Raw genomic sequence first — 21,918 nt, forward strand, 5'->3', positions numbered from 1 at the left:
ATGGCTAAGGAAATCACTGGTTATTTGAAATTACAAGTGAAAGGTGGCCAGGCAAATCCATCACCTCCGGTTGGTCCGGCTCTTGGTTCCAAGGGTTTGAACATCATGGAGTTCTGTAAGCAGTTTAATGCCCGTACCCAAGAAAAAATGGGTCAGGTGTTGCCGGTTTTAATCACTATTTTCTCTGACAAATCTTTTGAGTTTGTTGTCAAAACTCCTCCAGCAGCGATCATGTTGTTAGAGGCGGCAAAGCTTAAAAGTGGCTCAGCAGAACCAAATAGGAAAAAAGTCGGATCAGTTACCTGGGATCAGGTAAAGGAAATTGCAGAGGTAAAAATGCCTGACTTAAACGCTTTCAAAGTAGAATCTGCCATGAAAATGATTGCAGGTACTGCTAGAAGTATGGGAATCACAGTTTCTGGTAAAGCTCCTTGGGAGGAATAAAAAATATACTATGGCTAAGTTAACAAAAAAGCAAAAAGAAGCTCTTTCTAAGTACGACCCAGGCCAGCAGTACTCCCTAGAGGAAGCTTCTACTATTGTGAAGGACATCACCAATGTAAAATTTGATGCTTCTGTTGATCTTGACGTTCGTTTGGGCGTGGATCCTAGAAAAGCTGATCAAATGGTGAGAGGTGTAGTTGCCCTTCCTCACGGTACCGGTAAGGACGTGAAGGTATTGGTGCTATGTACTCCTGACAAAGAAGAAGAGGCTAAGGAAGCTGGTGCAGATTATGTAGGTCTTGACGATTATATTGCCAAAATAGAGGGTGGATGGACTGACATTGATGTCATTATCACCATGCCCAATGTAATGGCTAAAGTTGGTAGACTAGGTAGGGTTTTAGGTCCTAGAGGTTTGATGCCAAACCCTAAGTCCGGAACTGTCACGTTGGATGTAGGAAAAGCAGTTAGAGAAGTGAAAGCCGGTAAAATCGATTTTAAAGTTGATAAATTCGGTATAATTCATGCAAGTATTGGTAAAGTTTCTTTTACTCCTGAGAAAATACAGGAAAATGCAAGAGAGCTTATCAATACCATTTCAAAGTTGAAGCCTGCGTCTTCGAAAGGAACATATTTCAAGAGCATACATTTATCCAGTACAATGTCTCCTGGAGTGAAAGTAGATAAAGGAAGTATTCAAGGTATTTAATCATGACTAGAGAAGAAAAATCACAAATAATCGAAAGTCTTACCGAGAAGTTCAAAGAACATCCTTACTTCTATATCACGGATGCTTCAGGATTTTCTGTGGCTCAGGTAAATGCTTTCAGAAGAGTATGTTTTGAGAAAGGTTTGGAATACAAAGTGTATAAGAATACGCTAATTGCCAAAGCCCTTGAAAACCTTGACGGGGAATATAGGGATTTTGCAGACCAAGCCTTGAAAGGTTTTTCCGGTATCATGTTTTCAAAGGAAATCGGAAACCTTCCTGCTAAAGTGTTATTGGACTTTAGAAAAAAACTAGGTAAAAAAGAAACAAGACCTGTATTTAAAGGTGCTTACATCGATACCGATGTATTTATTGGCGAAGCCAATCTTGAACTTCTTTCTAATCTTAAATCCAAGCAGGAATTGCTCGGCGATCTTATCGGATTGCTACAGTCACCTGCTAAAAATCTTGTGGCAGCCTTGCAAAGCGGACAGAACAATATAACTGGAGTTCTAAAAACTTTGGCTGACAGAGAAGAAAAATAATCGTATCAAATCATTTAAAAAACAATTTAAATTAGTAATAAAATGGCAGATCTTACGCAACTTGCAGAACAGTTGGTTAACTTGACTGTAAAAGAAGTAAAAGAATTGACAGATATCCTTAAAGACCAGTATGGTATCGAACCTGCTGCAGCCGGTGCTGTTATGGTAGCTGGTGGTGGAGCCGGTGCTGGTGAAGCTGCTGCAGAAGAAGAGAAAACTTCTTTTGACGTGATATTGAAAGCTCCAGGAGGAGCCAAGCTTGCAGTTGTGAAGCTTGTAAAAGAATTGACTGGTCTTGGTTTGAAAGAAGCCAAAGAATTGGTTGACAGCGCACCTAAAGCAGTAAAAGAAGGTATCGCTAAAGACGAGGCTGATGCTTTGAAAAAGTCTCTGGAAGAAGCTGGAGCTGAAGTAGAGGTTAAGTAATTTGAATAGCCTTCCCTATTACAGGTAAGGTTAAAGGTTTAGACCTGACTACATAGTCAGGTCTTTTCCTGTTTGTGCACAGGTTAAAAATTGCACTATTTCAAGCGTAAATTGTCGCTTTTGGTTATTTATTTTCACTAAAAACATATACTGCCTTGGCTATCCAGAATCAAACCGTAAGGAAAAGTTTCTCATCTATTAAGGTAGTCAAAGACTATCCGGATTTCTTAGATATCCAATTACAATCTTTCAAAGACTTTTTTCAGTTGGATACTCCTGCTGAGAAAAGAAGACAGGATGGTCTTTTCAAGGTTTTCTCCGAAAATTTCCCTATTTCCGATTCCAGGGAAAATTTCACCCTTGAGTTTATTGACTACACAGTAGATCCTCCTAAATATAGCGTTGAAGAATGTATCGATAGGGGATTGACCTATTCTGTTCCATTGAAAGCAAAATTGAGGTTACTTTGCCATGATGAGGACAATGAGGATTTCGAAACCATTGAGCAGGAGGTATTCTTAGGAAACCTTCCTTATATGACCGAAAAAGGCTCATTTGTAATCAATGGTGCCGAAAGGGTGATCGTCTCACAACTACATAGGTCTCCGGGTGTATTCTTTGCACAAAGCAAGCATACCAACGGTACAAAACTCTATTCTGCCAGAATTATACCATTCAAGGGAAGCTGGATAGAATTTGCTACTGACATCAACAATGTCATGTATGCTTATATCGATAGGAAAAAGAAGTTTCCTGTTACCACGCTCCTTAGGGCGATCGGATTCGGATCTGACAAGCAAATTTTGGATCTTTTTGGACTCTCCGAAGAGGTAGAAGCCAATAAAAGTACGCTTAAAAAAATCACAGGAAGAAAACTTGCAGCCCGTGTCCTGAGAACTTGGGTGGAAGACTTCGTGGATGAGGATACAGGTGAGGTAGTTTCTATTGATAGAAATGAAGTGCTTTTGGAAAGAGATTCTGTTTTGACAGAAGAAGACATTGAACTGATTCTTGAATCCGGCACAAAATCCATTATACTTCATAGAGAAGATGTGAATGTAGCGGATTACTCAATTGTATACAATACACTCCAAAAGGACAATTCCAATTCTGAAAAAGAAGCTGTTGAGGTGATTTACCGTCAATTGAGAAACACCGAAGCTCCGGATGAGGCCACAGCCCGTGAGGTCATCCATGGACTGTTTTTCTCAGATAAAAGGTACGATCTTGGAGAAGTAGGAAGATACAGAATCAACAAAAAGCTAAGTCTTAGCATTGCTGCTGAGAAAATTGTGCTTACTACAGAAGATATTATCAGCATTGTCAAATACCTCATTGGATTGATTAATTCCAAAGCGGTAGTTGATGATATTGATCACCTTTCCAATAGGAGGGTAAGAACTGTTGGTGAACAGCTTTACAGTCAGTTTGGAGTAGGTCTTGCAAGAATGGCAAGAACCATACGAGAAAGAATGAACGTTAGGGACAACGAAGACTTCAAACCTGTTGATCTGATCAATGCGAGAACTTTGTCTTCTGTCATCAACTCATTCTTTGGAACCAACCAACTTTCTCAGTTTATGGACCAGACCAATCCTTTGGCTGAGTTGACCCATAAGAGGAGATTATCTGCTCTTGGACCAGGTGGACTATCGAGAGAAAGAGCTGGTTTTGAAGTGCGTGATGTTCACTACACACACTACGGACGCCTTTGTACGATAGAAACACCTGAAGGACCAAACATTGGATTGATCTCTTCTCTCTGTGTGCACGCTAAAGTTAACTCTATGGGCTTCTTGGAAACTCCTTACAGAAAAGTTAAGGACGGAAAAGTAAGTATGGATGTCAACGATATCGTATTTCTTACGGCAGAGGAAGAAGATGACAACAATATCGCTCAGGCGAATGCTCCGCTTGATGAAAAAGGTACCTTTATCAATGAAAGGGTAAAGGCCAGATTTGAAGGTGACTTCCCTGTCCTTGAACCTAATGAAATCAGCTACATGGATGTGGCGCCCAATCAGATTGTATCGGTTGCAGCTTCCCTGATTCCTTTCCTTGAGCATGATGATGCGAACCGTGCCCTTATGGGATCCAACATGCAGCGTCAGGCAGTTCCTTTGTTGAAACCGGAATCGCCTATTGTAGGTACAGGGCTTGAAGCCAAAGCTGCAACAGATTCCAGGGCTTTGATTTTGGCAGAAGCTGATGGACAGGTTGAGTACGTGGATTCCACTACAATCACTATCAAATATGATCTGTCAGATGATGAATTACTGGTTAATTTCAGTGATGAATACAAGACCTACAGCCTGATTAAATTCAGAAGAACCAATCAGGATACAACAATCAACCTTACCCCTCTTGTTTTGAAAGGGGACAAAGTGAAAAAAGGACAGGTATTGTGCGAAGGTTATTCAACCAACCAAGGTGAATTGGCCTTAGGTAAAAACCTAAGGGTAGCTTACATGCCTTGGCAAGGATATAACTTTGAGGATGCGATTGTTATTTCCGAAAGGGTAGTAAGAGAGGATGTCTTTACCTCTATCCATATTGAGGAATTCCAACTTGAAGTTAGGGATACAAAAAGGGGTGAAGAAGAACTGACATCAGAAATTCCTAACGTCTCTGAGGAGGCAGTTAAAAATCTGGACGAAAACGGAATCATCCGAGTAGGTGCAGAGGTGAAAGAAGGAGATATCATCATAGGTAAAATCACACCTAAAGGTGAAACTGATCCAACGCCTGAAGAAAAGCTGCTCCGTGCGATTTTTGGTGACAAAGCCGGTGATGTGAAAGATGCTTCATTGAAAGCTTCCCCCTCACTTAACGGTGTTGTCATTGAAACCAAATTGTTTTCCAGACCAAAGAAAGACAAGGATTTGAGGGCTAAAGCCAAGGCAGAAGTTGAGAAATTAAAAGCAAAATATTCCAAAGATCTTTTGGGTATCCGTGCAAAAATGATCAACAAATTGCTGACTTTGTTAGATGGTAAGACTTCCCAGGGTGTTAGACACAAGTTTGGGGATGAAATAATCAGTAAAGGGGTTAAATTCAATGCCAAGAACATTGAACAAAACCTTTTCCCTGCCAAGAATCCTTATAGAGATGAGTCTAACTATAATGTTCCTGAAGAAGCCAATTTGGTATCGGACATTATTTTGGATGATTGGACTGAGGATGCGCATACCAATGACCTTATCCAAAAGTTGGTGAAAAACTACGTGAACTCCAGAAATGAAATTTCAGGCAGGTTCAAAAGGGATAAATTTACCTTAGAAGTAGGCGATGAGCTTCCAGCTGGTATTGTGCAATTGGCTAAGGTTTACATTGCCAAAAAGCGCAAGCTAAAAGTTGGGGATAAAATGGCCGGCCGTCATGGTAATAAAGGTATCGTTGCCAGGATCGTAAGAGATGAGGATATGCCTTTCCTTGAGGACGGAACACCAATGGATATTGTTTTGAACCCATTGGGTGTACCTTCAAGGATGAATATTGGTCAGATTTATGAGACCGTATTGGCTTGGGCAGGACTTAACTTGGGCAAAAAATATGCAACTCCGATATTCGATGGTGCTACCATGGAAGAGGTTGCGGCTGAGTTGGAGGCTGCGGGGCTACCAGCTTATGGAAGGACTTATCTATATGATGGGCTTACAGGGCATAAATTTGATCAACCGGTAACAGTAGGTATTACTTATATGTTGAAACTGGGCCACTTGGTTGATGACAAGATGCACGCAAGGTCTATAGGTCCTTATTCACTCATCACGCAGCAGCCATTGGGTGGTAAAGCCCAGTTTGGTGGTCAGCGTTTTGGTGAAATGGAGGTTTGGGCATTGGAAGCATTTGGTGCTTCTCATGTACTGCAGGAGATTCTTACCGTTAAGTCTGATGATGTGGTAGGTAGGGCTAAGGCTTATGAGGCAATAGTAAAAGGTGAAAACCTTCCTAAGCCAAATATTCCTGAATCATTCAATGTATTGGTTCATGAATTGAGAGGTCTAGCTCTTGAAATTACCCTTGACTAATTCAAAAATAATGGGCCTCAGGGCCCTAAACATACTCTTCAACAATTATGGCGTTCAGAAAAAATAAAAAACTAAACATCGACTTTTCCAGAGTCACTATTAGTTTGGCCTCTCCAGAATCAATTCTGGATAGTTCCCATGGTGAAGTAACGCAGCCCGAAACAATCAATTACAGAACCTACAAGCCTGAAATGGGTGGGTTGTTCTGTGAGCGGATTTTCGGTCCTGTTAAAGACTGGGAATGTCATTGTGGTAAATACAAGCGCATAAGATACAAAGGCATTATTTGTGACCGATGCGGTGTTGAGGTGACTGAAAAGAAAGTACGTAGAGAGCGTATGGGACACATCGAATTGGTGGTTCCTGTCGCTCACATATGGTACTTTAAGTCCCTTCCCAATAAAATCGGTTACTTGTTGGGCTTGCCTACCAAGAAATTGGATCAGATTGTTTATTATGAGAGGTATGCTGTAATTCAACCTGGTTTAAAAGCCGAGGATGGGATTCAGTACCTTGACTTTTTGACTGAAGACGAGTATTTGGATATCATGGATAAGCTTCCAAAAGAAAACCAAATGCTGGATGATGATGATCCAAATAAATTCATAGCCAAGATGGGTGCTGAGGCAATCGAGATGCTTTTGGCAAGATTGGATCTTGATGATCTTTCCTACAGCTTGAGACATCAGGCGGCTACTGATACATCCCAGCAGCGTAAAGCGGAAGCTTTGAAGCGCTTAAAGGTTGTTGAGGCCTTTAGGGATGCTAGGACAAGGATAGAAAATCGCCCCGAATGGATGGTTATCAGAATGGTTCCCGTAATTCCACCGGAACTGAGACCATTGGTTCCTTTGGATGGTGGTAGATTTGCCACGTCTGATTTGAATGATCTTTATAGAAGGGTAATCATCAGAAACAACCGATTGAAGCGTTTGATCGATATCAAAGCACCGGAGGTGATTTTGAGAAACGAAAAAAGGATGCTGCAGGAAGCTGTTGATTCCCTATTTGATAATTCAAGAAAAGTAAATGCTGTAAGATCTGACGGTAACAGAGCCTTGAAATCACTTTCAGATATGTTGAAAGGTAAGCAAGGACGTTTCCGTCAAAACCTTCTCGGTAAGAGGGTAGATTATTCTGGTAGATCAGTAATTGTGGTAGGGCCGGAATTAAAATTGCACGAGTGTGGTCTTCCTAAGAATATGGCTGCTGAGCTTTTCAAACCTTTCATCATCAGGAAACTGATCGAAAGAGGAATTGTGAAGACGGTAAAATCAGCCAAAAAGATTGTTGATAGAAAAGACCCTGTAGTTTGGGATATACTTGAAAATGTATTGAAAGGACACCCTGTATTGCTTAACCGCGCACCAACTTTGCACAGGTTGGGTATTCAGGCTTTCCAGCCAAAACTGATTGAAGGAAAAGCGATACAGTTACACCCACTGGTTTGTACCGCATTCAACGCCGATTTTGATGGTGACCAGATGGCTGTTCACGTTCCTTTAGGACATGAAGCCATTTTGGAAGCTTCTACCTTAATGCTTTCTTCGCATAATATTCTTAACCCAGCCAACGGTGCACCTATAACCGTACCTTCACAGGATATGGTTTTGGGACTTTACTTCGTAACCAAAGGCAAGAAATCCACGGCAGAAGAACCGGTGCTTGGTGAAGGCATGACTTTCTATGGAGAAGAGGAAGTAATTATAGCCATGAATGAAGGCACGGTATCAAAGCATGCACTTATTAAGTGTAAAGTAAAAGTCAGAAATGAAGATGGATCATTAGAAGAGAAAATAATTGATACCGTAGCAGGCAGATTGATCTTCAATCAGTTTGTTCCTGAGGAAGTAGGTTTTGTCAATGAATTATTGACCAAGAAAAAACTGCAACAGATTATTTCTGAGGTAGTAAAAATCTGTGGTGTGGCAAGAACAGCCCAATTCTTGGATGATATCAAGCATCTTGGTTTCCAAATGGCGTATTCCGGTGGTCTTTCCATGGGATTGAATGATGTCATTATTCCTGAGGATAAAGACACTTTGATCAACAAGGCCAAAGAGGAAGTAGATCAAGTTTGGAACAACTACCTTATGGGTCTTATTACAGACAATGAAAGATACAATCAGGTAATTGATATTTGGACCAGAACCAATTCTTTCCTTACCAACATTCTGATGAAACAGATGGAGGAAGATAAGCAAGGATTCAACGCCATTTACATGATGATGCACTCTGGCGCCAGGGGTTCCAGAGAGCAGATCCGTCAGTTGGGTGGTATGAGAGGTCTGATGGCCAAGCCTCAGAAAAACCTTCAAGGTTCTGTTGGAGAGATTATTGAGAATCCAATTCTTTCGAACTTCAAAGAAGGACTAGATGTATTGGAGTACTTTATCTCTACTCATGGTGCCCGTAAGGGTCTTGCTGATACTGCCTTGAAAACTGCTGATGCGGGTTATTTGACCCGTCGTCTAGTGGATGTAGCACAGGATATGATCATATCAGAAGATGACTGTGGTACCTTGAGAGGTTTGGTAGTTTCTGCTTTGAAGGACAATGATGAGATTGTAGAGCCACTTTCTGAAAGGATTTTGGGTAGGGTATCTGTACATGATGTATACGATCCTATTTCAGATGAATTGATTATTCCTTCAGGCATAGAGATTACTGAGGAAATTGCCAAAAGAGTAGACGAATCTGCCATAGAAGAAGTAGAGATAAGATCAGTATTGACTTGTGAAACCAGAAGAGGGGTTTGTGCCAAATGTTATGGACGTAACCTCGCTACTGGCGGAATGGTACAATCTGGTGAGTCAGTAGGGGTGATTGCAGCACAATCCATCGGTGAGCCAGGTACTCAGCTTACCTTGAGAACCTTCCACGTAGGTGGTACTGCTTCCAATATTTCTGTTGAAGCAAGCATTAATGCCAAGTTTGAGGGTGTTGTAGAGTTTGAAGAAGAATTACGTTGGATTGAAACAACCAATAAAGATGGAGATTCAATTTCCATCGTTATGGGTAGGTCTGGCGAAATCAAGATCAACGAAGCCAAAACCGGGAAGACTTTGGTCTCTAACCACGTGCCATATGGTGCAGTTCTGAATGTGAAAGATGGACAAAAAATTGCCAAGGGAGATTCTCTTTGTACTTGGGATCCATACAATGCTGTTATTCTTTCTGAATACGAAGGTACCGTTGATTTTGAGTCCATAATCGAAGGGATTACATATAAAGAAGTAGCTGATGATCAGACAGGTTATCGTGAAAAAGTAATCATTGACACCAAAGATAAAACCAAAAACCCTGCAGTCTTGGTAAATTATGGGGATGAGACCAAAGCTTACAATATCCCTGTTGGTGCCCACCTTTCTGTTGAAGCAGGAGATAAAGTGAGAGCAGGTCAGATATTGGTCAAGATCCCTAGATCTGTTGGTAAAACAAGAGATATTACGGGTGGTCTTCCAAGGGTAACAGAGCTCTTTGAAGCGAGGAATCCATCTAACCCAGCTGTGGTCTCAGAAATCGATGGTGTAGTTACTTACGGAGGTATCAAGAGAGGAAATAGGGAAATCTTTATTGAATCCAGAGATGGTGTTAAGAAGAGGTATATGGTTTCATTGTCCAAGCACATTCTCGTGCAGGAAAATGACTTTATCAGAGCCGGTGAACCACTTTCTGATGGAGCCATAACACCTAATGATATCTTGGCCATCAAAGGACCAACTGCTGTTCAGGAATACTTGGTAAATGAAATTCAGGAAGTATACCGTTTGCAGGGTGTGAAAATCAATGATAAGCATATCGAGGTAATTGTGAGCCAGATGATGCAGAAGGTTGAGATTCTTGAGCCAGGAGACACCAATTTCCTTCAAGGTCAGATTGTGGACAAATGGGCTTTCAGAGAAGAGAACGACAATATCCTTGACAAGAAAGTGGTGATGGATGCAGGAGACTCTTCTACTTTAAAGCCGGGGATGATCATCACTTCAAGGAGATTGAGAGATGAAAATTCAAGTTTGAAGCGTAAGGATTTGAAACTGGTACAGGTCCGTGATGCGGAAACTGCAGTTTCCAGACCTACTTTACAGGGTATCACGGCTGCCTCTTTGGGTACAGAAAGCTTTATATCGGCTGCTTCCTTCCAGGAAACTACAAAGGTATTGAGCGAAGCTGCCATCCGAGGTAAGAGAGATGAATTGTTAGGATTGAAAGAGAATGTAATTGTAGGTCATTTGATCCCGGCAGGTACGGGTCAGAGACACCTCAAGCATGTCATAGTAGGTTCTCAGGAGGATTATGATAGAATGTCTTCTGAAAAGGAAAGAACAATCAGAAAGTCCAAAGAGCCTGTTAAGTAAGTAAAAACTCGATTTAAAATTTAAGGCCTGTAGTCAAATACAGGCCTTTTTTAATCAAAACAATGAATACCATGGAAGACGAAAAGAAACCAAAACAACATCCGGAGCAGCAGATCAATGTGGAGTTGTCCGAGGAAGTGGCGGAGGGTATTTACAGCAACTTGGCCATGATCGCCCATTCCAATTCAGAATTTGTCATTGATTTTATCAGATTGATGCCAGGAGTACCCAAGGCTAAAGTCAAATCCAGGATCATCATGACCCCTGACCATGCCAAAAGATTATTGGCAGCATTGAAAGACAACATTGCCAAATATGAGCAGGCTTTTGGCAAAATTCAGGGTGGTTCAGAGGGGCCAAATTTTCCGATGAATTTTGGTGGGGGCTTTGGAGAAGCTTGACAAAAATATAACAGCTTAATTTTGTTTGTTTTATCGATTTGCCTACCTTTGCAGTCCAAAATTTACAAGTTTAAAGGAAGTAATTATAAATCTATCAGTTAATGCCTACTATACAACAGTTAGTAAGAAAAGGTAGAACCACGTTAGAGACGAAATCCAAGTCAAGGGCTTTGGATGCTTGTCCTCAGAGACGTGGTGTATGTACCAGGGTGTACACTACCACCCCTAAGAAGCCTAACTCAGCGATGAGAAAAGTGGCCAGGGTAAGATTGACAAACGGTAAAGAGGTAAACGCTTACATTCCGGGAGAGGGTCATAATCTACAGGAGCACTCTATCGTATTGATCAGAGGGGGTCGTGTAAAGGACTTACCAGGTGTGCGTTACCACATTATCAGAGGTGCATTGGATACTGCCGGGGTAAAAGACCGTAAGCAAGGTCGCTCCAAGTACGGTGCTAAGCGTCCTAAGGCCGCTCCAGCAAAAAAATAATTGATTAAAAACATTAAAAAAAAATGAGAAAAGCGAAACCAAAGAAGAGATATATTCTTCCTGATCCAAAGTTTAACGACACTTTGGTAACCAAGTTCGTTAACTGTATGATGGTTGATGGAAAGAAGAGTATTGCTTACAAGATCTTCTACGACGCAGTCGAGAAGGTAGAACAAAAAGTAGGTGAGAACGGTCTTGAGGTTTGGAAAAAAGCGCTTAACAATATTACTCCAGCCGTAGAGGTGAAGAGTCGTAGAGTTGGTGGTGCGACATTCCAGGTTCCAATGGAAGTTAGACCCGAAAGAAAAGTGTCCTTAGGTATTAAGTGGATGATCACTTTTGCCAGAAAAAGAGGTGAGAAGACCATGACGGACAGACTTGCAGGTGAAATCATCTCCGCATCAAAAGGAGAAGGAGCAGCTGTGAAGAAGAAAGACGATACACACAGAATGGCAGAAGCAAACAAAGCATTCTCACATTTTAGATTTTAATTTATAATGGCAAGAGATTTAAAATACACTAGGAACATTGGAATTGCCGCACATATTGATGCGGGAAAAACTACGACTACAGAAAGGATCCTATTTTATTCCGGCGTGAGTCACAAAATCGGTGAAGTGCACGATGGTGCTGCTACTATGGATTGGATGGCCCAGGAACAGGAAAGAGGAATTACCATCACCTCTGCAGCTACCACAGTTTTTTGGAATTACAGAGATCAAAAATACCAAATCAACATCATCGATACTCCGGGTCACGTAGACTTTACAGTAGAAGTCAACAGATCTTTGAGGGTTTTGGATGGTCTTGTTTTCCTTTTTAGTGCTGTTGATGGTGTGGAGCCACAGTCAGAAACTAACTGGAGACTTGCTGATAATTATAAAGTGGCCCGAATCGGTTTTGTCAATAAAATGGACCGTGCCGGAGCCAATTTCCTTGACGTTTGTAAACAAGTAAAAGAAATGTTGGGAAGCCATGCAGTACCATTGCAGCTTCCTATCGGTGCCGAAGATAAATTCAGAGGCGTGGTTGATTTGATCAACAACAGAGCGATTGTATGGAATGAGGAAGACATGGGTATGACTTACGAGGTTGTGCCTATTCCTGAAGATATGCAGGAGGAAGTAGACCAATGGAGAGAGCACTTATTGGAGTCTGTAGCGGACATCGATGAGTCATTGATGGAAAAATTCTTTGAAGATCCAGATTCAATTACAGAAGCTGAAATTCTTTCTGCTTTGAGAGAAGCTACGATACAGATGAAAATTGTTCCAATGGTTTGTGGGTCTTCTTTTAAGAACAAAGGTGTTCAGACCATGCTTGATCTTGTGATGGAATTATTGCCTTCTCCTTTGGATAAGGATGATATTTTTGCATCAGAGATCGACAGTGAGGAAAAGAACGTGAGGATATCTCCAAATGAAGACGAGCCATTTACAGGACTTGCTTTTAAAATTGCAACGGATCCATTTGTAGGCCGACTATGTTTTGTGAGAGCATACTCCGGTGTGTTGGAGTCCGGTTCTTACGTATTCAACAGCCGTTCAGGTAACAAAGAGCGTATTTCCAGGGTTTTCCAGATGCACGCCAATAAGCAGAATCAAATTCCAAGATTGCAAGCCGGTGATATCGGCGCGGTGGTTGGGTTTAAAGATATCAAGACCGGTGATACCCTATGCGATGAAAAGCGTAAGGTAGTATTGGAATCTATGATTTTCCCGGAACCGGTTATTGGATATGCTATTGAGCCCAAAACCCAGGCCGATGTAGACAAATTGGGTATGGCCATTGCAAAATTGGTGGAAGAGGATCCTACTTTGGTAGTCAATACAGATCATGAAACTGGTCAGACTATTTTGAGGGGTATGGGTGAACTTCACTTAGATATCATCATAGACCGATTGAAAAGAGAATTCAAGGTTGAGATCAACCAAGGAGCTCCTCAGGTTGCCTATAAAGAAGCATTATTTGGTTCAGTCGAGCACAAAGAAGTGTATAAAAAGCAAACTGGAGGTAAAGGTAAATTTGCTGATATTGTATTTGAAATTGGTCCAAAGGATCCAGATCCAGAGACGAATGAAATCAAACCTGGACTTGATTTTGTCAACGGCATTGTAGGTGGTGTAATTCCAAAGGAATTTATTCCATCCATTCAGAAGGGATTTGCAGAGGCGATGAAAAATGGTCCTCTGGCGGGTTATCCGATCGAGGCAATGAAAGTAAGGTTGTTCCATGGTTCCTTCCACGATGTCGATTCAGATGCCCTTTCATTTGAAATGGCTGCAAGACTCGGATTCAAAGACGCAGCGAAGAAATGTAAGCCTCAGTTATTGGAGCCGATCATGTCAGTAGACGTGGTTACTCCTGATGACTATACAGGTCCCATTACAGGTGATTTGAATAGGAGAAGAGGTCTGATGAAAGGTATGGATACCAAAGGTACTTCTACAGTAGTTAAAGCGGCTGTTCCATTATCAGAACTATTCGGTTACATTACTGATTTAAGAACAATTTCTTCCGGAAGGGCTACAGCTTCACTGACCTTCTCTCACTATGAACCGGTACCTACCAACATAGCGGAAGGTGTAATCGCAAAAGTTAAAGGTGAAAAAGCCTAAATTTTAATCGACATGAATCAAAAAATAAGAATAAAATTGAAGTCTTACGATCACAGCCTGGTGGATAAGTCATCAGAGAAGATCGTCAAAGCGGTAAAAGCAACCGGAGCCATCGTTGTAGGGCCTATTCCTTTGCCTACCAAAAAGGAAAAATTCACTGTGTTGAAATCACCACACGTGAATAAAAAAGCGAGAGATCAATACCAGCTTTGTACTTACAAAAGATTGGTGGATATCTATAGCAACAGCTCTAAGACAGTAGATGCCTTGATGAAAATTGAACTGCCCAGCGGTGTAGATGTAGAGATCAAAGTCTGACAGGCATCTGTTAAAAAATCCCTGAAAAACCTATCCGTATTTACGGGTGGGTTTTTCTTTTTTAAAATTTTGTCAACAGTATTTTGAGGATAGTACACTATAGTTGGAGGTTTACCCTCCAATTATTTTCGTAAATAATTGAAAATATTAAAGTTGGGGTTTGTAAGGTGGAATTAAATTTCTAACTTTGCAGTCCTTAAAAAGCACCCCTGTGCATAAGCGCTTGGGTTTCAAGATTATTATATAACAGAAGATGTCTGGAATAATAGGTAAAAAAGTAGGAATGACTAGCATTTTCAGTGCCGATGGACGAAATGTCGCATGCACGCTAATAGAAGCTGGTCCTTGCGTAGTGACGCAAGTAAAAAATTTAGAAACAGACGGGTACAACGCTGTTCAGTTGGCTTATGGTGAGCGTAAGGAGAAAAATACGCCAAAACCATTGATCGGACATTTCAAAAAAGCCGGTACAACGCCAAAGCAGAAAGTTGTTGAATTCAGAGACTTCAGGGTCGAATTTGAAGGTCAGGTTGATCTTGGAAAAACCGTGGAAGCTGGTCAGGTATTCGTAGAAGGTGACTTCGTAGATGCTATCGGAACTTCCAAAGGTAAAGGTTTCCAAGGTGTAGTAAAAAGGCATGGATTTGCCGGTGTAGGTGGACAAACCCACGGTCAGCACAACAGGCAGAGACACCCTGGGTCTATTGGTGCATGCTCTTGGCCTTCAAGGGTTTTTAAGGGCATGAGAATGGCTGGTAGAACCGGTGGGGACAGGGTTAAAGTGATTAACCTTAAAGTCCTAAAAATATATCCTGAAAAGAATCTACTGGTAGTGAGTGGTTCTGTTCCTGGTCCAAAAAATTCTTTCGTTATTCTAGAGAAGTAAGAAAATGGAATTAGCAGTATTAAAACATAACGGCGAAGAAACAGGTAGAAATGTCAGTCTTTCAGATGACATTTTTGCGATCGAACCTAACGATCATGCCATCTACCTAGATGTCAAACAATATTTGGCTAACCAGAGACAGGGTACTCACAAATCGAAAGAAAGAAATGAAGTAGCTGGTTCGACCAAAAAAATCAAGAAGCAAAAAGGTACGGGTGGTGCCAGGGCAGGCTCAATAAAGTCTCCTATATTCAGAGGTGGAGGAAGGGTTTTTGGCCCTAAGCCAAGAGATTATTCTTTCAAACTGAATAAAAGCCTTAAAGTTTTGGCCAGGAAGTCTGCATTGTCCTATAAAGTAAAAGAGAATAGCTTGGTTATTTTGGAAAATGTATCTTTTGATGCACCAAAAACCAAGAGTTATATTGCTCTTTTAAATGGATTGGCACTTTCTGACAAAAAGACTTTGTTGGTATTACCTGAAGTTAATAAGAATGTATACCTGTCAAGCAGGAATTTACCTAAAGCAAGGGTGGTAACAGTAGACAGTGTTAACACTTACGAACTATTGAATGCTGACAGTTTGGTTCTGTGCGAAGGTTCTGTAAGTAAATTGGAAAACCTTTTATTGAAGTAAGATCATGCAGATACTTAAAAGACCTTTGATTACGGAAAAAATTTCTGCGATGAATGAGCAGGGAGTTTACGGATTTGTGGTAGAGAAAACCGCAAGCAAGCCGGAAATAAAGAAAGCCGTAGAAAAGATGTATGGTGTAACGGTGGAAGATGTGCGTACGATGAGGTATGCAGGTAAGCCAAAGACCAGATACACCAAGACAAAAATCGTAACTGGTTACAGCAATGCTTTCAAGAAAGCTATTGTGAAAGTAGCCGATGGTGAAATAATTGATTTTTACGGAGAAATTTAATTGAATCATAACCATGGCAGTTAAGAAATTAAAACCTGTAACCCCAGGAACCAGATTTAGAGTAGCTCCGGCATTTGATGAGATTACTGCATCGAAGCCAGAAAAATCTCTTTTGGCGCCTAAGAGGAAAACAGGTGGTAGAAATAATTCAGGTAAAATGACCTCCAGATATATTGGTGGTGGTCATAAGCAAAGACTTAGAGTTGTTGACTTTAAGAGAAGTAAATTTGGTGTACCGGCTGTAGTAAAGTCAGTTGAATACGATCCAAATAGGACTGCACGCATCGCCTTATTATATTATGTAGATGGTGCAAAGGCCTATATCATCGCTCCGGAAGGTCTGCAAGTTGGGCAGACAGTGATTTCCGGAGAAAGCGTTGCTCCAGAAGTTGGTAATGCTATGCAATTGATAAATATCCCTTTGGGTACTATCGTCCATAACATTGAGCTTAAGCCTGGAAAAGGTGGAGCAATGGCAAGAAGTGCCGGTGGCTATGCCCAAGTAGTGGCCCGTGAGGGAAAATACGTAACCGTTAAATTGCCTTCAGGTGAAATGAGGTTGGTATTGGGAACTTGTATGGCGACAATTGGAACAGTATCCAATGGTGATCACATGAATGTGGTATTAGGAAAAGCGGGTAGAAAACGTTGGCTTGGCAGAAGACCTAGAACAAGAGGTGTTGCGATGAACCCAGTAGATCACCCTATGGGTGGTGGCGAGGGCCGTTCTTCCGGAGGTCATCCCAGATCAAGGAAAGGTTTGCTTGCCAAGGGTAAGAAGACGAGGTCTCCTAAGAAGTATTCCAATAAATTCATCATTAGTAAAAGATCCAAATAATTATGGCACGTTCATTAAAAAAAGGTCCTTATATAGAACATCACTTGGCCAAAAAAGTGGATGTGATGAACGAATCAGGCAAAAAGTCAGTGATCAAGACCTGGTCGAGAAGATCAATGATTTCCCCGGATTTCGTAGGTCATACCTTTGCTGTGCATAATGGGAATAAGTTCATTCCTGTGTTTGTTACAGACAACATGGTAGGCCATAAGCTTGGAGAGTTTGCACCTACTAGAAACTTTAGAGGTCATATCGCCAAAAAAGATAAAGGAAAGAGATAATCATGGAAGCAATAGCAAGATTAAATAATGTTCCTACTTCTCCCCGCAAAATGCGCTTGGTAGCTGACCTCGTGAGAGGTAAAAGAGTAGGACAAGCATTGAGCATACTGAAGTTTACCCCTAATCATGGTGCCATTAAGTTGGAAAAACTTCTGCTTTCTGCTGTAGCCAACTGGCAGGCAAAAAATCCTGATGCCAAACTTGAGGAGGCAGATCTTTATATCAAAACTATCTTCGTAGACGGAGGTCGTATGTTGAAGAGATTGAGACCTGCACCACAGGGTAGGGCACACAGAATTCGTAAAAGATCAAATCATGTAACCCTTGTTGTAGATGCCTTCAACATTGGAGTTACCGCTGATGAAGTAGAAACAACTGAAAAATCTAATTAAAATCAGACTATGGGACAAAAGATAAACCCAATTGGTTTTAGACTTGGAGTAATCAAAGGATGGGAATCCAACTGGTACGGAGGAAAAGATTTTGCCGATAAGCTATATGAAGATCAGCAAATAAGGAAATACGTCAGTGCCAGAATTCCCAAAGGGGGAATCTCTAAAGTCATTATCGAAAGGACTTTGAAGAGAATAACCCTGACTATTCATACTGCACGTCCAGGAGTGGTTATTGGTAAAGGCGGGGCTGAAGTCGACAAGCTAAAAGAAGAATTGAAAAAACTTACCAACAAAGATGTTCAAATCAACATTTTTGAAATCAAGCGTCCTGAGATTGACGCCAAACTGGTAGGTGAATCCATTGCTCAACAGCTACAGGCCAGAATTTCTTTCAGACGTGCCATGAAGCAATCAATTGCTGCGGCAATGCGTGTAGGTGCAGAAGGTATCAAGATTAAATTATCGGGAAGATTGGGCGGAGCTGAAATGGCAAGGTCTGAGATGTATAAAGAGGGAAGAATTCCTTTGCATACCCTGAGAGCAGATATTGATTACGCTGTTTCCGAAGCCAATACCGTGTATGGTATCATTGGAATTAAAGTTTGGATTTTCAAAGGTGAAGTTTTCGGAAAGAGAGATCTTTCTCCGAACATCGGTGCCACGAATGAGCCAAAGTCTTCCGGAGCCAGAGGCAAGAGAAGAGAGGGCGGTCCAAAAAGAAGAAAGAGAAATAACTAATTTTCACCTTTAAGTGAGAAATCATGTTACAGCCAAAAAGAACTAAATATAGAAAAATGCATAAGGGGAGGATCAAAGGCCTTGCCCAAAGGGGACACACACTCTCTTTTGGCAACTTTGGTATCAAATCCCTTGAAGCTGGATGGATCACCTCCCGTCAGATTGAGGCAGCGCGTATTGCCATGACGAGAGCCATGAAAAGAGAAGGTCAGGTTTGGATCAGAATTTTCCCGGACAAACCTATCACGAAGAAGCCTGCTGAGGTACGTATGGGTAAAGGTAAGGGTGCTCCTGAATATTGGGTAGCAGTTATCAAGCCGGGAACCATTCTATTCGAAGCAACTGGTGTTAGCCAAGAATTGGCTCAAGAAGCCTTGAGATTGGCCCAGCAAAAGCTTCCAGTTAGTACAAGATTCGTAGTACGTAGAGATTACGTTGGATAATAATAACTATGAAAAATTCAGATATCAGATCACTTTCAGAAAGTGAAATCGCAGACCGCATAGCCGCTGAGCAGGAAAACTTAACCAAGTTAAGATTCGCTCATGCTATCTCTCCAATCGAGAATCCTAATAAAATCAAGGAATCAAGACGTTTCATCGCAAGACTGCAAACGATCTTGAAAGCAAAACAACTAGCTAAATAAGAATGATGATGGCTACTACTGAGAGAAATCTTCGTAAAGAAAGAATAGGAAAAGTAGTCAGCAACAAGATGGATAAGTCCATTACTGTTGCCGTAGAAAGAAGGGTTAAACACGCTATCTACGGTAAATTTGTTGCCAAGACTACAAAATTTATGGTTCATGACGAGAAAAATGATGCTAAAGAAGGCGATGTCGTCAAGATTGGTGAAACTCGTCCGCTGAGTAAGAACAAGCGTTGGAGATTAGTTGAAATTATAGAAAGGGCTAAGTAATCATGATACAACAAGAATCAAGATTAGGCGTAGCGGATAATTCCGGTGCTAAAGAAGTGCTGGTAATCCGAGTGTTGGGTGGAACCAAGAAAAGATATGCTTCCATCGGTGATAAAGTTGTGGTGACTGTTAAGTCAGCTCTTTCTTCCAGCAATATGAAAAAAGGTACCGTTTCTAAAGCGGTTATCGTGAGAACGAAGAAAGAAATCAGAAGGAAAGATGGATCTTATATCCGTTTTGAGGACAATGCTGCCGTCCTTCTCAACAACAATGATGAGCCAAGAGGTACCCGTATTTTCGGCCCTGTAGCGAGAGAGTTGAGAGAGAAGCAGTTTATGAAAATTGTGTCTTTGGCCCCAGAAGTATTGTAATCATGGAAAGAAAATTCAATAAGCAACCCAAATTGCATATCAAAACCGGTGATACTGTGAAGGTATTGTCAGGTGATGACAAGGGCAAGTCAGGTAAAGTCCTTTCTGTAGATCTTCAAAAAAGAAGGGCTATAGTAGAAGGTTTGAACATGGTAACCAAACACGTGAAGCCTACTGCTACCAACCCACAAGGAGGCATCGAGAAGAAAGAAGCCCCTATCAATGCAAGTAACCTGATGCTAGTGGATCCCAAAACGGGGGAAGCAACGAGAACAGGAAGAAAGCTTGGTGAGAATGGAAAATTAGTAAGGTATTCTAAGAAAACCGGGGAGGTGATCAATGGCTAAACCTAGAGTTAAAGAAAGATATAATGCGGAAATTGTTCCGGCATTAAAGGAAAAATTCCAGTACAAATCTGTCATGCAGGTTCCAAAGTTGACCAAAATCGTGATCAACAAGGGAATCGGTGCAGCAGTAGCGGACAAAAAGCTTGTAGATCATGGGGTAGAAGAGCTTTCTCTTATATCCGGACAAAAAGCTGTAGCAACCATTGCAAAGACTTCTGTTTCCAACTTCAAGTTGAGAGAAGGTATGCCTATCGGTGCCAAGGTTACACTAAGAGGTGATAAAATGTATGAATTCCTTGATAGGTTGATGACCGTTGCCTTGCCACGTGTAAGGGATTTCAAAGGTATCAGTGATAAAGGCTTTGACGGAAGGGGTAATTATACGCTGGGCGTAACAGAACAGATTATATTCCCTGAAATCAGTATTGAGAAGGTAAACAAAATCTCCGGTATGGATGTCACTTTTGTGACCACCGCCAATACAGATGAAGAGAGCTATGCACTTTTGAAAGCATTTGGGATGCCTTTTGTTAACAAAAATAACTAAGAAATATTATGGCAAGAGAGTCATTAAAAGCTCGTGAGAGAAAAAGAGAAAGGCTTGTAGCGAAGTATGCTAAAAAAAGAGCGGAACTGAAAGCTGCAGGTGACTTTGAGGCTTTGGACAAACTACCAAAAAACTCTTCACCCGTGAGATTGCACAATAGATGTAAATTGACAGGTCGTCCTAAGGGATATATGAGGAAGTTTGGTATCAACAGGGTTACCTTCAGAGAAATGGCATCTGCCGGTAAAATACCGGGTGTAACCAAGTCTAGCTGGTAAAATACAAGCAAGAGTTTTTATTCTAAAAATCATTGTGTAACTTTGCACGCCCGAAATGGGGAGTGTAGTTAGACTTATATAAATATGACTGATCCAATAGCTGATTATCTAACAAGATTGAGAAACGCCATCAAGGCTTCTCACAGAATCGTTGAGATACCTGCTTCTAACATCAAGAAGGATATCACGAAGGTGCTTCATGATAAGGGATATATTCAAAATTACAAATTTGAGGAAAATGGGCCTCAAGGTTCCATCAAAATTGCATTGAAATATAATCCATCTACCAAGCAAAATGCCATCGTTAGCCTGTCAAGAATTAGTAAGCCAGGTTTGAGAAAGTATGTAAAACACGAAGATCTACCAAGAGTCATCAATGGCTTGGGGATTGCCATTCTTTCCACTTCCAAAGGTGTAATGACCGATAAGGAAGCCAGAGTTGAAGGAATTGGCGGAGAGGTACTTTGCTTCGTATATTAAAAAACCGTTATGTCAAGAATAGGTAAAAAACCAATAGATCTGCCAGCGGGTGTTACTGTAGACGTGACAACACACAATGTTGTTACTGTTAAAGGTCCCAAAGGTACGTTAGTGAGGGATGTGAATCCCGACATTGCTGTGAAGGTGGAGGGCAATCAAATTGTCCTTGATAGACCCACAGACTCTAAAAGACATAAGTCATTGCACGGCCTTTACCGTTCTTTGGTCAACAACATGGTGATCGGAGTATCTGAGGGATACAAAAAAGAACTTGAATTGGTCGGTGTAGGTTATAAGGCGTCTAACCAAGGTCAGGTATTAGAACTTTCTTTAGGTTATTCTCACAACATTTTCTTTGCTTTACCGGATTCAATTTCATTGAAAACCGAGACTCCAAAAGGTAAAAACCCTTTGGTTACTTTGGAAGGTATAGATAAGGAATTGGTAGGCCAAGTTGCCGCAAAAATAAAGTCTCTTCGTAAAGTTGAGCCTTACAAAGGCAAAGGTGTACGTTTTGTTGGTGAAATTGTTAGACGTAAGGCTGGTAAAACTGCTAGTAAAAAATAATAAAA

Annotated in this window: 27 protein-coding genes; all 27 read left to right on the forward strand. The window is 41.2% G+C overall.

All coding sequences use genetic code 11. From position 1 onward, the window contains the following. On the forward strand, positions 1 to 444 hold the full coding sequence (gene rplK, locus QZT73_RS08405; RefSeq protein WP_291779284.1) for a 50S ribosomal protein L11: 444 nt from the start codon (positions 1 to 3) through the stop codon (positions 442 to 444). 10 nt (positions 445 to 454) lie between these two features. Next, on the forward strand, positions 455 to 1,153 hold the full coding sequence (rplA, locus tag QZT73_RS08410; RefSeq protein WP_291779287.1) for a 50S ribosomal protein L1: 699 nt from the start codon (positions 455 to 457) through the stop codon (positions 1,151 to 1,153). A 2-nt stretch (positions 1,154 to 1,155) separates the two neighbouring features. Further along, entirely contained in the window at positions 1,156 to 1,698 is a 543-nt protein-coding gene (gene rplJ / locus QZT73_RS08415) for a 50S ribosomal protein L10 (protein WP_291779290.1), read from the forward strand. A 42-nt stretch (positions 1,699 to 1,740) separates the two neighbouring features. Beyond that, positions 1,741 to 2,124, forward strand: coding sequence for a 50S ribosomal protein L7/L12 (rplL, locus tag QZT73_RS08420; RefSeq protein ID WP_291779293.1), 384 nt, complete (start codon positions 1,741 to 1,743; stop codon positions 2,122 to 2,124). Between the two features lie 155 nt (positions 2,125 to 2,279). Further along, a complete protein-coding gene (rpoB, locus tag QZT73_RS08425) occupies positions 2,280 to 6,155 on the forward strand; it encodes a DNA-directed RNA polymerase subunit beta (RefSeq protein ID WP_291779296.1) in 3,876 nt (1,291 codons plus the stop codon). 47 nt (positions 6,156 to 6,202) lie between these two features. Beyond that, complete coding sequence (gene rpoC / locus QZT73_RS08430) at positions 6,203 to 10,513, forward strand: DNA-directed RNA polymerase subunit beta' (RefSeq protein ID WP_291779299.1); 4,311 nt, start codon at positions 6,203 to 6,205, stop codon at positions 10,511 to 10,513. A 71-nt stretch (positions 10,514 to 10,584) separates the two neighbouring features. After that, complete coding sequence (locus tag QZT73_RS08435) at positions 10,585 to 10,914, forward strand: DUF3467 domain-containing protein (protein ID WP_291779302.1); 330 nt, start codon at positions 10,585 to 10,587, stop codon at positions 10,912 to 10,914. 101 nt (positions 10,915 to 11,015) lie between these two features. Beyond that, on the forward strand, positions 11,016 to 11,405 hold the full coding sequence (rpsL, locus tag QZT73_RS08440) for a 30S ribosomal protein S12 (RefSeq protein WP_009183384.1): 390 nt from the start codon (positions 11,016 to 11,018) through the stop codon (positions 11,403 to 11,405). A 23-nt stretch (positions 11,406 to 11,428) separates the two neighbouring features. After that, on the forward strand, positions 11,429 to 11,896 hold the full coding sequence (gene rpsG / locus QZT73_RS08445; RefSeq protein ID WP_291779312.1) for a 30S ribosomal protein S7: 468 nt from the start codon (positions 11,429 to 11,431) through the stop codon (positions 11,894 to 11,896). A gap of 6 nt (positions 11,897 to 11,902) precedes the next feature. Continuing rightward, positions 11,903 to 14,023 carry an elongation factor G gene (fusA, locus tag QZT73_RS08450; protein WP_291779314.1) on the forward strand — a complete coding sequence of 707 codons (2,121 nt, stop codon included), beginning with the start codon at positions 11,903 to 11,905 and terminating at the stop codon, positions 14,021 to 14,023. Between the two features lie 12 nt (positions 14,024 to 14,035). Beyond that, positions 14,036 to 14,341, forward strand: a complete 306-nt coding sequence (gene rpsJ, locus QZT73_RS08455; RefSeq protein WP_009183381.1) for a 30S ribosomal protein S10 — start codon at positions 14,036 to 14,038, stop codon at positions 14,339 to 14,341. A 253-nt stretch (positions 14,342 to 14,594) separates the two neighbouring features. After that, a complete protein-coding gene (gene rplC, locus QZT73_RS08460) occupies positions 14,595 to 15,227 on the forward strand; it encodes a 50S ribosomal protein L3 (RefSeq protein WP_291780501.1) in 633 nt (210 codons plus the stop codon). Between the two features lie 4 nt (positions 15,228 to 15,231). Further along, a complete protein-coding gene (gene rplD, locus QZT73_RS08465) occupies positions 15,232 to 15,861 on the forward strand; it encodes a 50S ribosomal protein L4 (RefSeq protein ID WP_291780504.1) in 630 nt (209 codons plus the stop codon). A gap of 4 nt (positions 15,862 to 15,865) precedes the next feature. Beyond that, complete coding sequence (gene rplW, locus QZT73_RS08470) at positions 15,866 to 16,153, forward strand: 50S ribosomal protein L23 (RefSeq protein ID WP_291780507.1); 288 nt, start codon at positions 15,866 to 15,868, stop codon at positions 16,151 to 16,153. A gap of 13 nt (positions 16,154 to 16,166) precedes the next feature. Continuing rightward, positions 16,167 to 16,991, forward strand: coding sequence for a 50S ribosomal protein L2 (gene rplB, locus QZT73_RS08475; RefSeq protein ID WP_291780510.1), 825 nt, complete (start codon positions 16,167 to 16,169; stop codon positions 16,989 to 16,991). Positions 16,992 to 16,993: 2 nt separating this feature from the next. After that, a complete protein-coding gene (gene rpsS / locus QZT73_RS08480; RefSeq protein WP_009034213.1) occupies positions 16,994 to 17,272 on the forward strand; it encodes a 30S ribosomal protein S19 in 279 nt (92 codons plus the stop codon). A gap of 2 nt (positions 17,273 to 17,274) precedes the next feature. Next, positions 17,275 to 17,664: a 50S ribosomal protein L22 gene (gene rplV, locus QZT73_RS08485; protein ID WP_291780529.1), complete on the forward strand. Its 390-nt coding sequence runs from the start codon at positions 17,275 to 17,277 to the stop codon at positions 17,662 to 17,664. Between the two features lie 9 nt (positions 17,665 to 17,673). Next, positions 17,674 to 18,405, forward strand: a complete 732-nt coding sequence (rpsC, locus tag QZT73_RS08490) for a 30S ribosomal protein S3 (RefSeq protein ID WP_291780532.1) — start codon at positions 17,674 to 17,676, stop codon at positions 18,403 to 18,405. A gap of 23 nt (positions 18,406 to 18,428) precedes the next feature. Continuing rightward, positions 18,429 to 18,848, forward strand: coding sequence for a 50S ribosomal protein L16 (rplP, locus tag QZT73_RS08495; protein ID WP_291780535.1), 420 nt, complete (start codon positions 18,429 to 18,431; stop codon positions 18,846 to 18,848). Between the two features lie 8 nt (positions 18,849 to 18,856). Next, positions 18,857 to 19,051: a 50S ribosomal protein L29 gene (gene rpmC, locus QZT73_RS08500; protein ID WP_291780537.1), complete on the forward strand. Its 195-nt coding sequence runs from the start codon at positions 18,857 to 18,859 to the stop codon at positions 19,049 to 19,051. A gap of 8 nt (positions 19,052 to 19,059) precedes the next feature. Continuing rightward, positions 19,060 to 19,323: a 30S ribosomal protein S17 gene (gene rpsQ, locus QZT73_RS08505; RefSeq protein WP_291780616.1), complete on the forward strand. Its 264-nt coding sequence runs from the start codon at positions 19,060 to 19,062 to the stop codon at positions 19,321 to 19,323. Between the two features lie 2 nt (positions 19,324 to 19,325). Further along, a complete protein-coding gene (rplN, locus tag QZT73_RS08510) occupies positions 19,326 to 19,694 on the forward strand; it encodes a 50S ribosomal protein L14 (protein ID WP_009183371.1) in 369 nt (122 codons plus the stop codon). Between the two features lie 2 nt (positions 19,695 to 19,696). Then, positions 19,697 to 20,041, forward strand: a complete 345-nt coding sequence (gene rplX, locus QZT73_RS08515; RefSeq protein WP_291780545.1) for a 50S ribosomal protein L24 — start codon at positions 19,697 to 19,699, stop codon at positions 20,039 to 20,041. Beyond that, the gene (rplE, locus tag QZT73_RS08520; RefSeq protein ID WP_291780547.1) at positions 20,034 to 20,588 is read left to right on the forward strand and encodes a 50S ribosomal protein L5; all 555 of its coding nucleotides are present in this window, start codon (positions 20,034 to 20,036) and stop codon (positions 20,586 to 20,588) included. The genes rplX and rplE overlap by 8 nt, the downstream gene beginning before the upstream one ends. Positions 20,589 to 20,596: 8 nt before the next feature. Next, a complete protein-coding gene (rpsN, locus tag QZT73_RS08525; RefSeq protein ID WP_009183368.1) occupies positions 20,597 to 20,866 on the forward strand; it encodes a 30S ribosomal protein S14 in 270 nt (89 codons plus the stop codon). Positions 20,867 to 20,950: 84 nt separating this feature from the next. After that, entirely contained in the window at positions 20,951 to 21,346 is a 396-nt protein-coding gene (rpsH, locus tag QZT73_RS08530; RefSeq protein WP_291780550.1) for a 30S ribosomal protein S8, read from the forward strand. A 9-nt stretch (positions 21,347 to 21,355) separates the two neighbouring features. Continuing rightward, on the forward strand, positions 21,356 to 21,913 hold the full coding sequence (rplF, locus tag QZT73_RS08535; RefSeq protein ID WP_291780553.1) for a 50S ribosomal protein L6: 558 nt from the start codon (positions 21,356 to 21,358) through the stop codon (positions 21,911 to 21,913). Positions 21,914 to 21,918 lie beyond the last annotated feature (5 nt).

The sequence above is a fragment of the Cecembia sp. genome, from assembly GCF_007126775.1.
Lineage (GTDB): Bacteria > Bacteroidota > Bacteroidia > Cytophagales > Cyclobacteriaceae > Cecembia.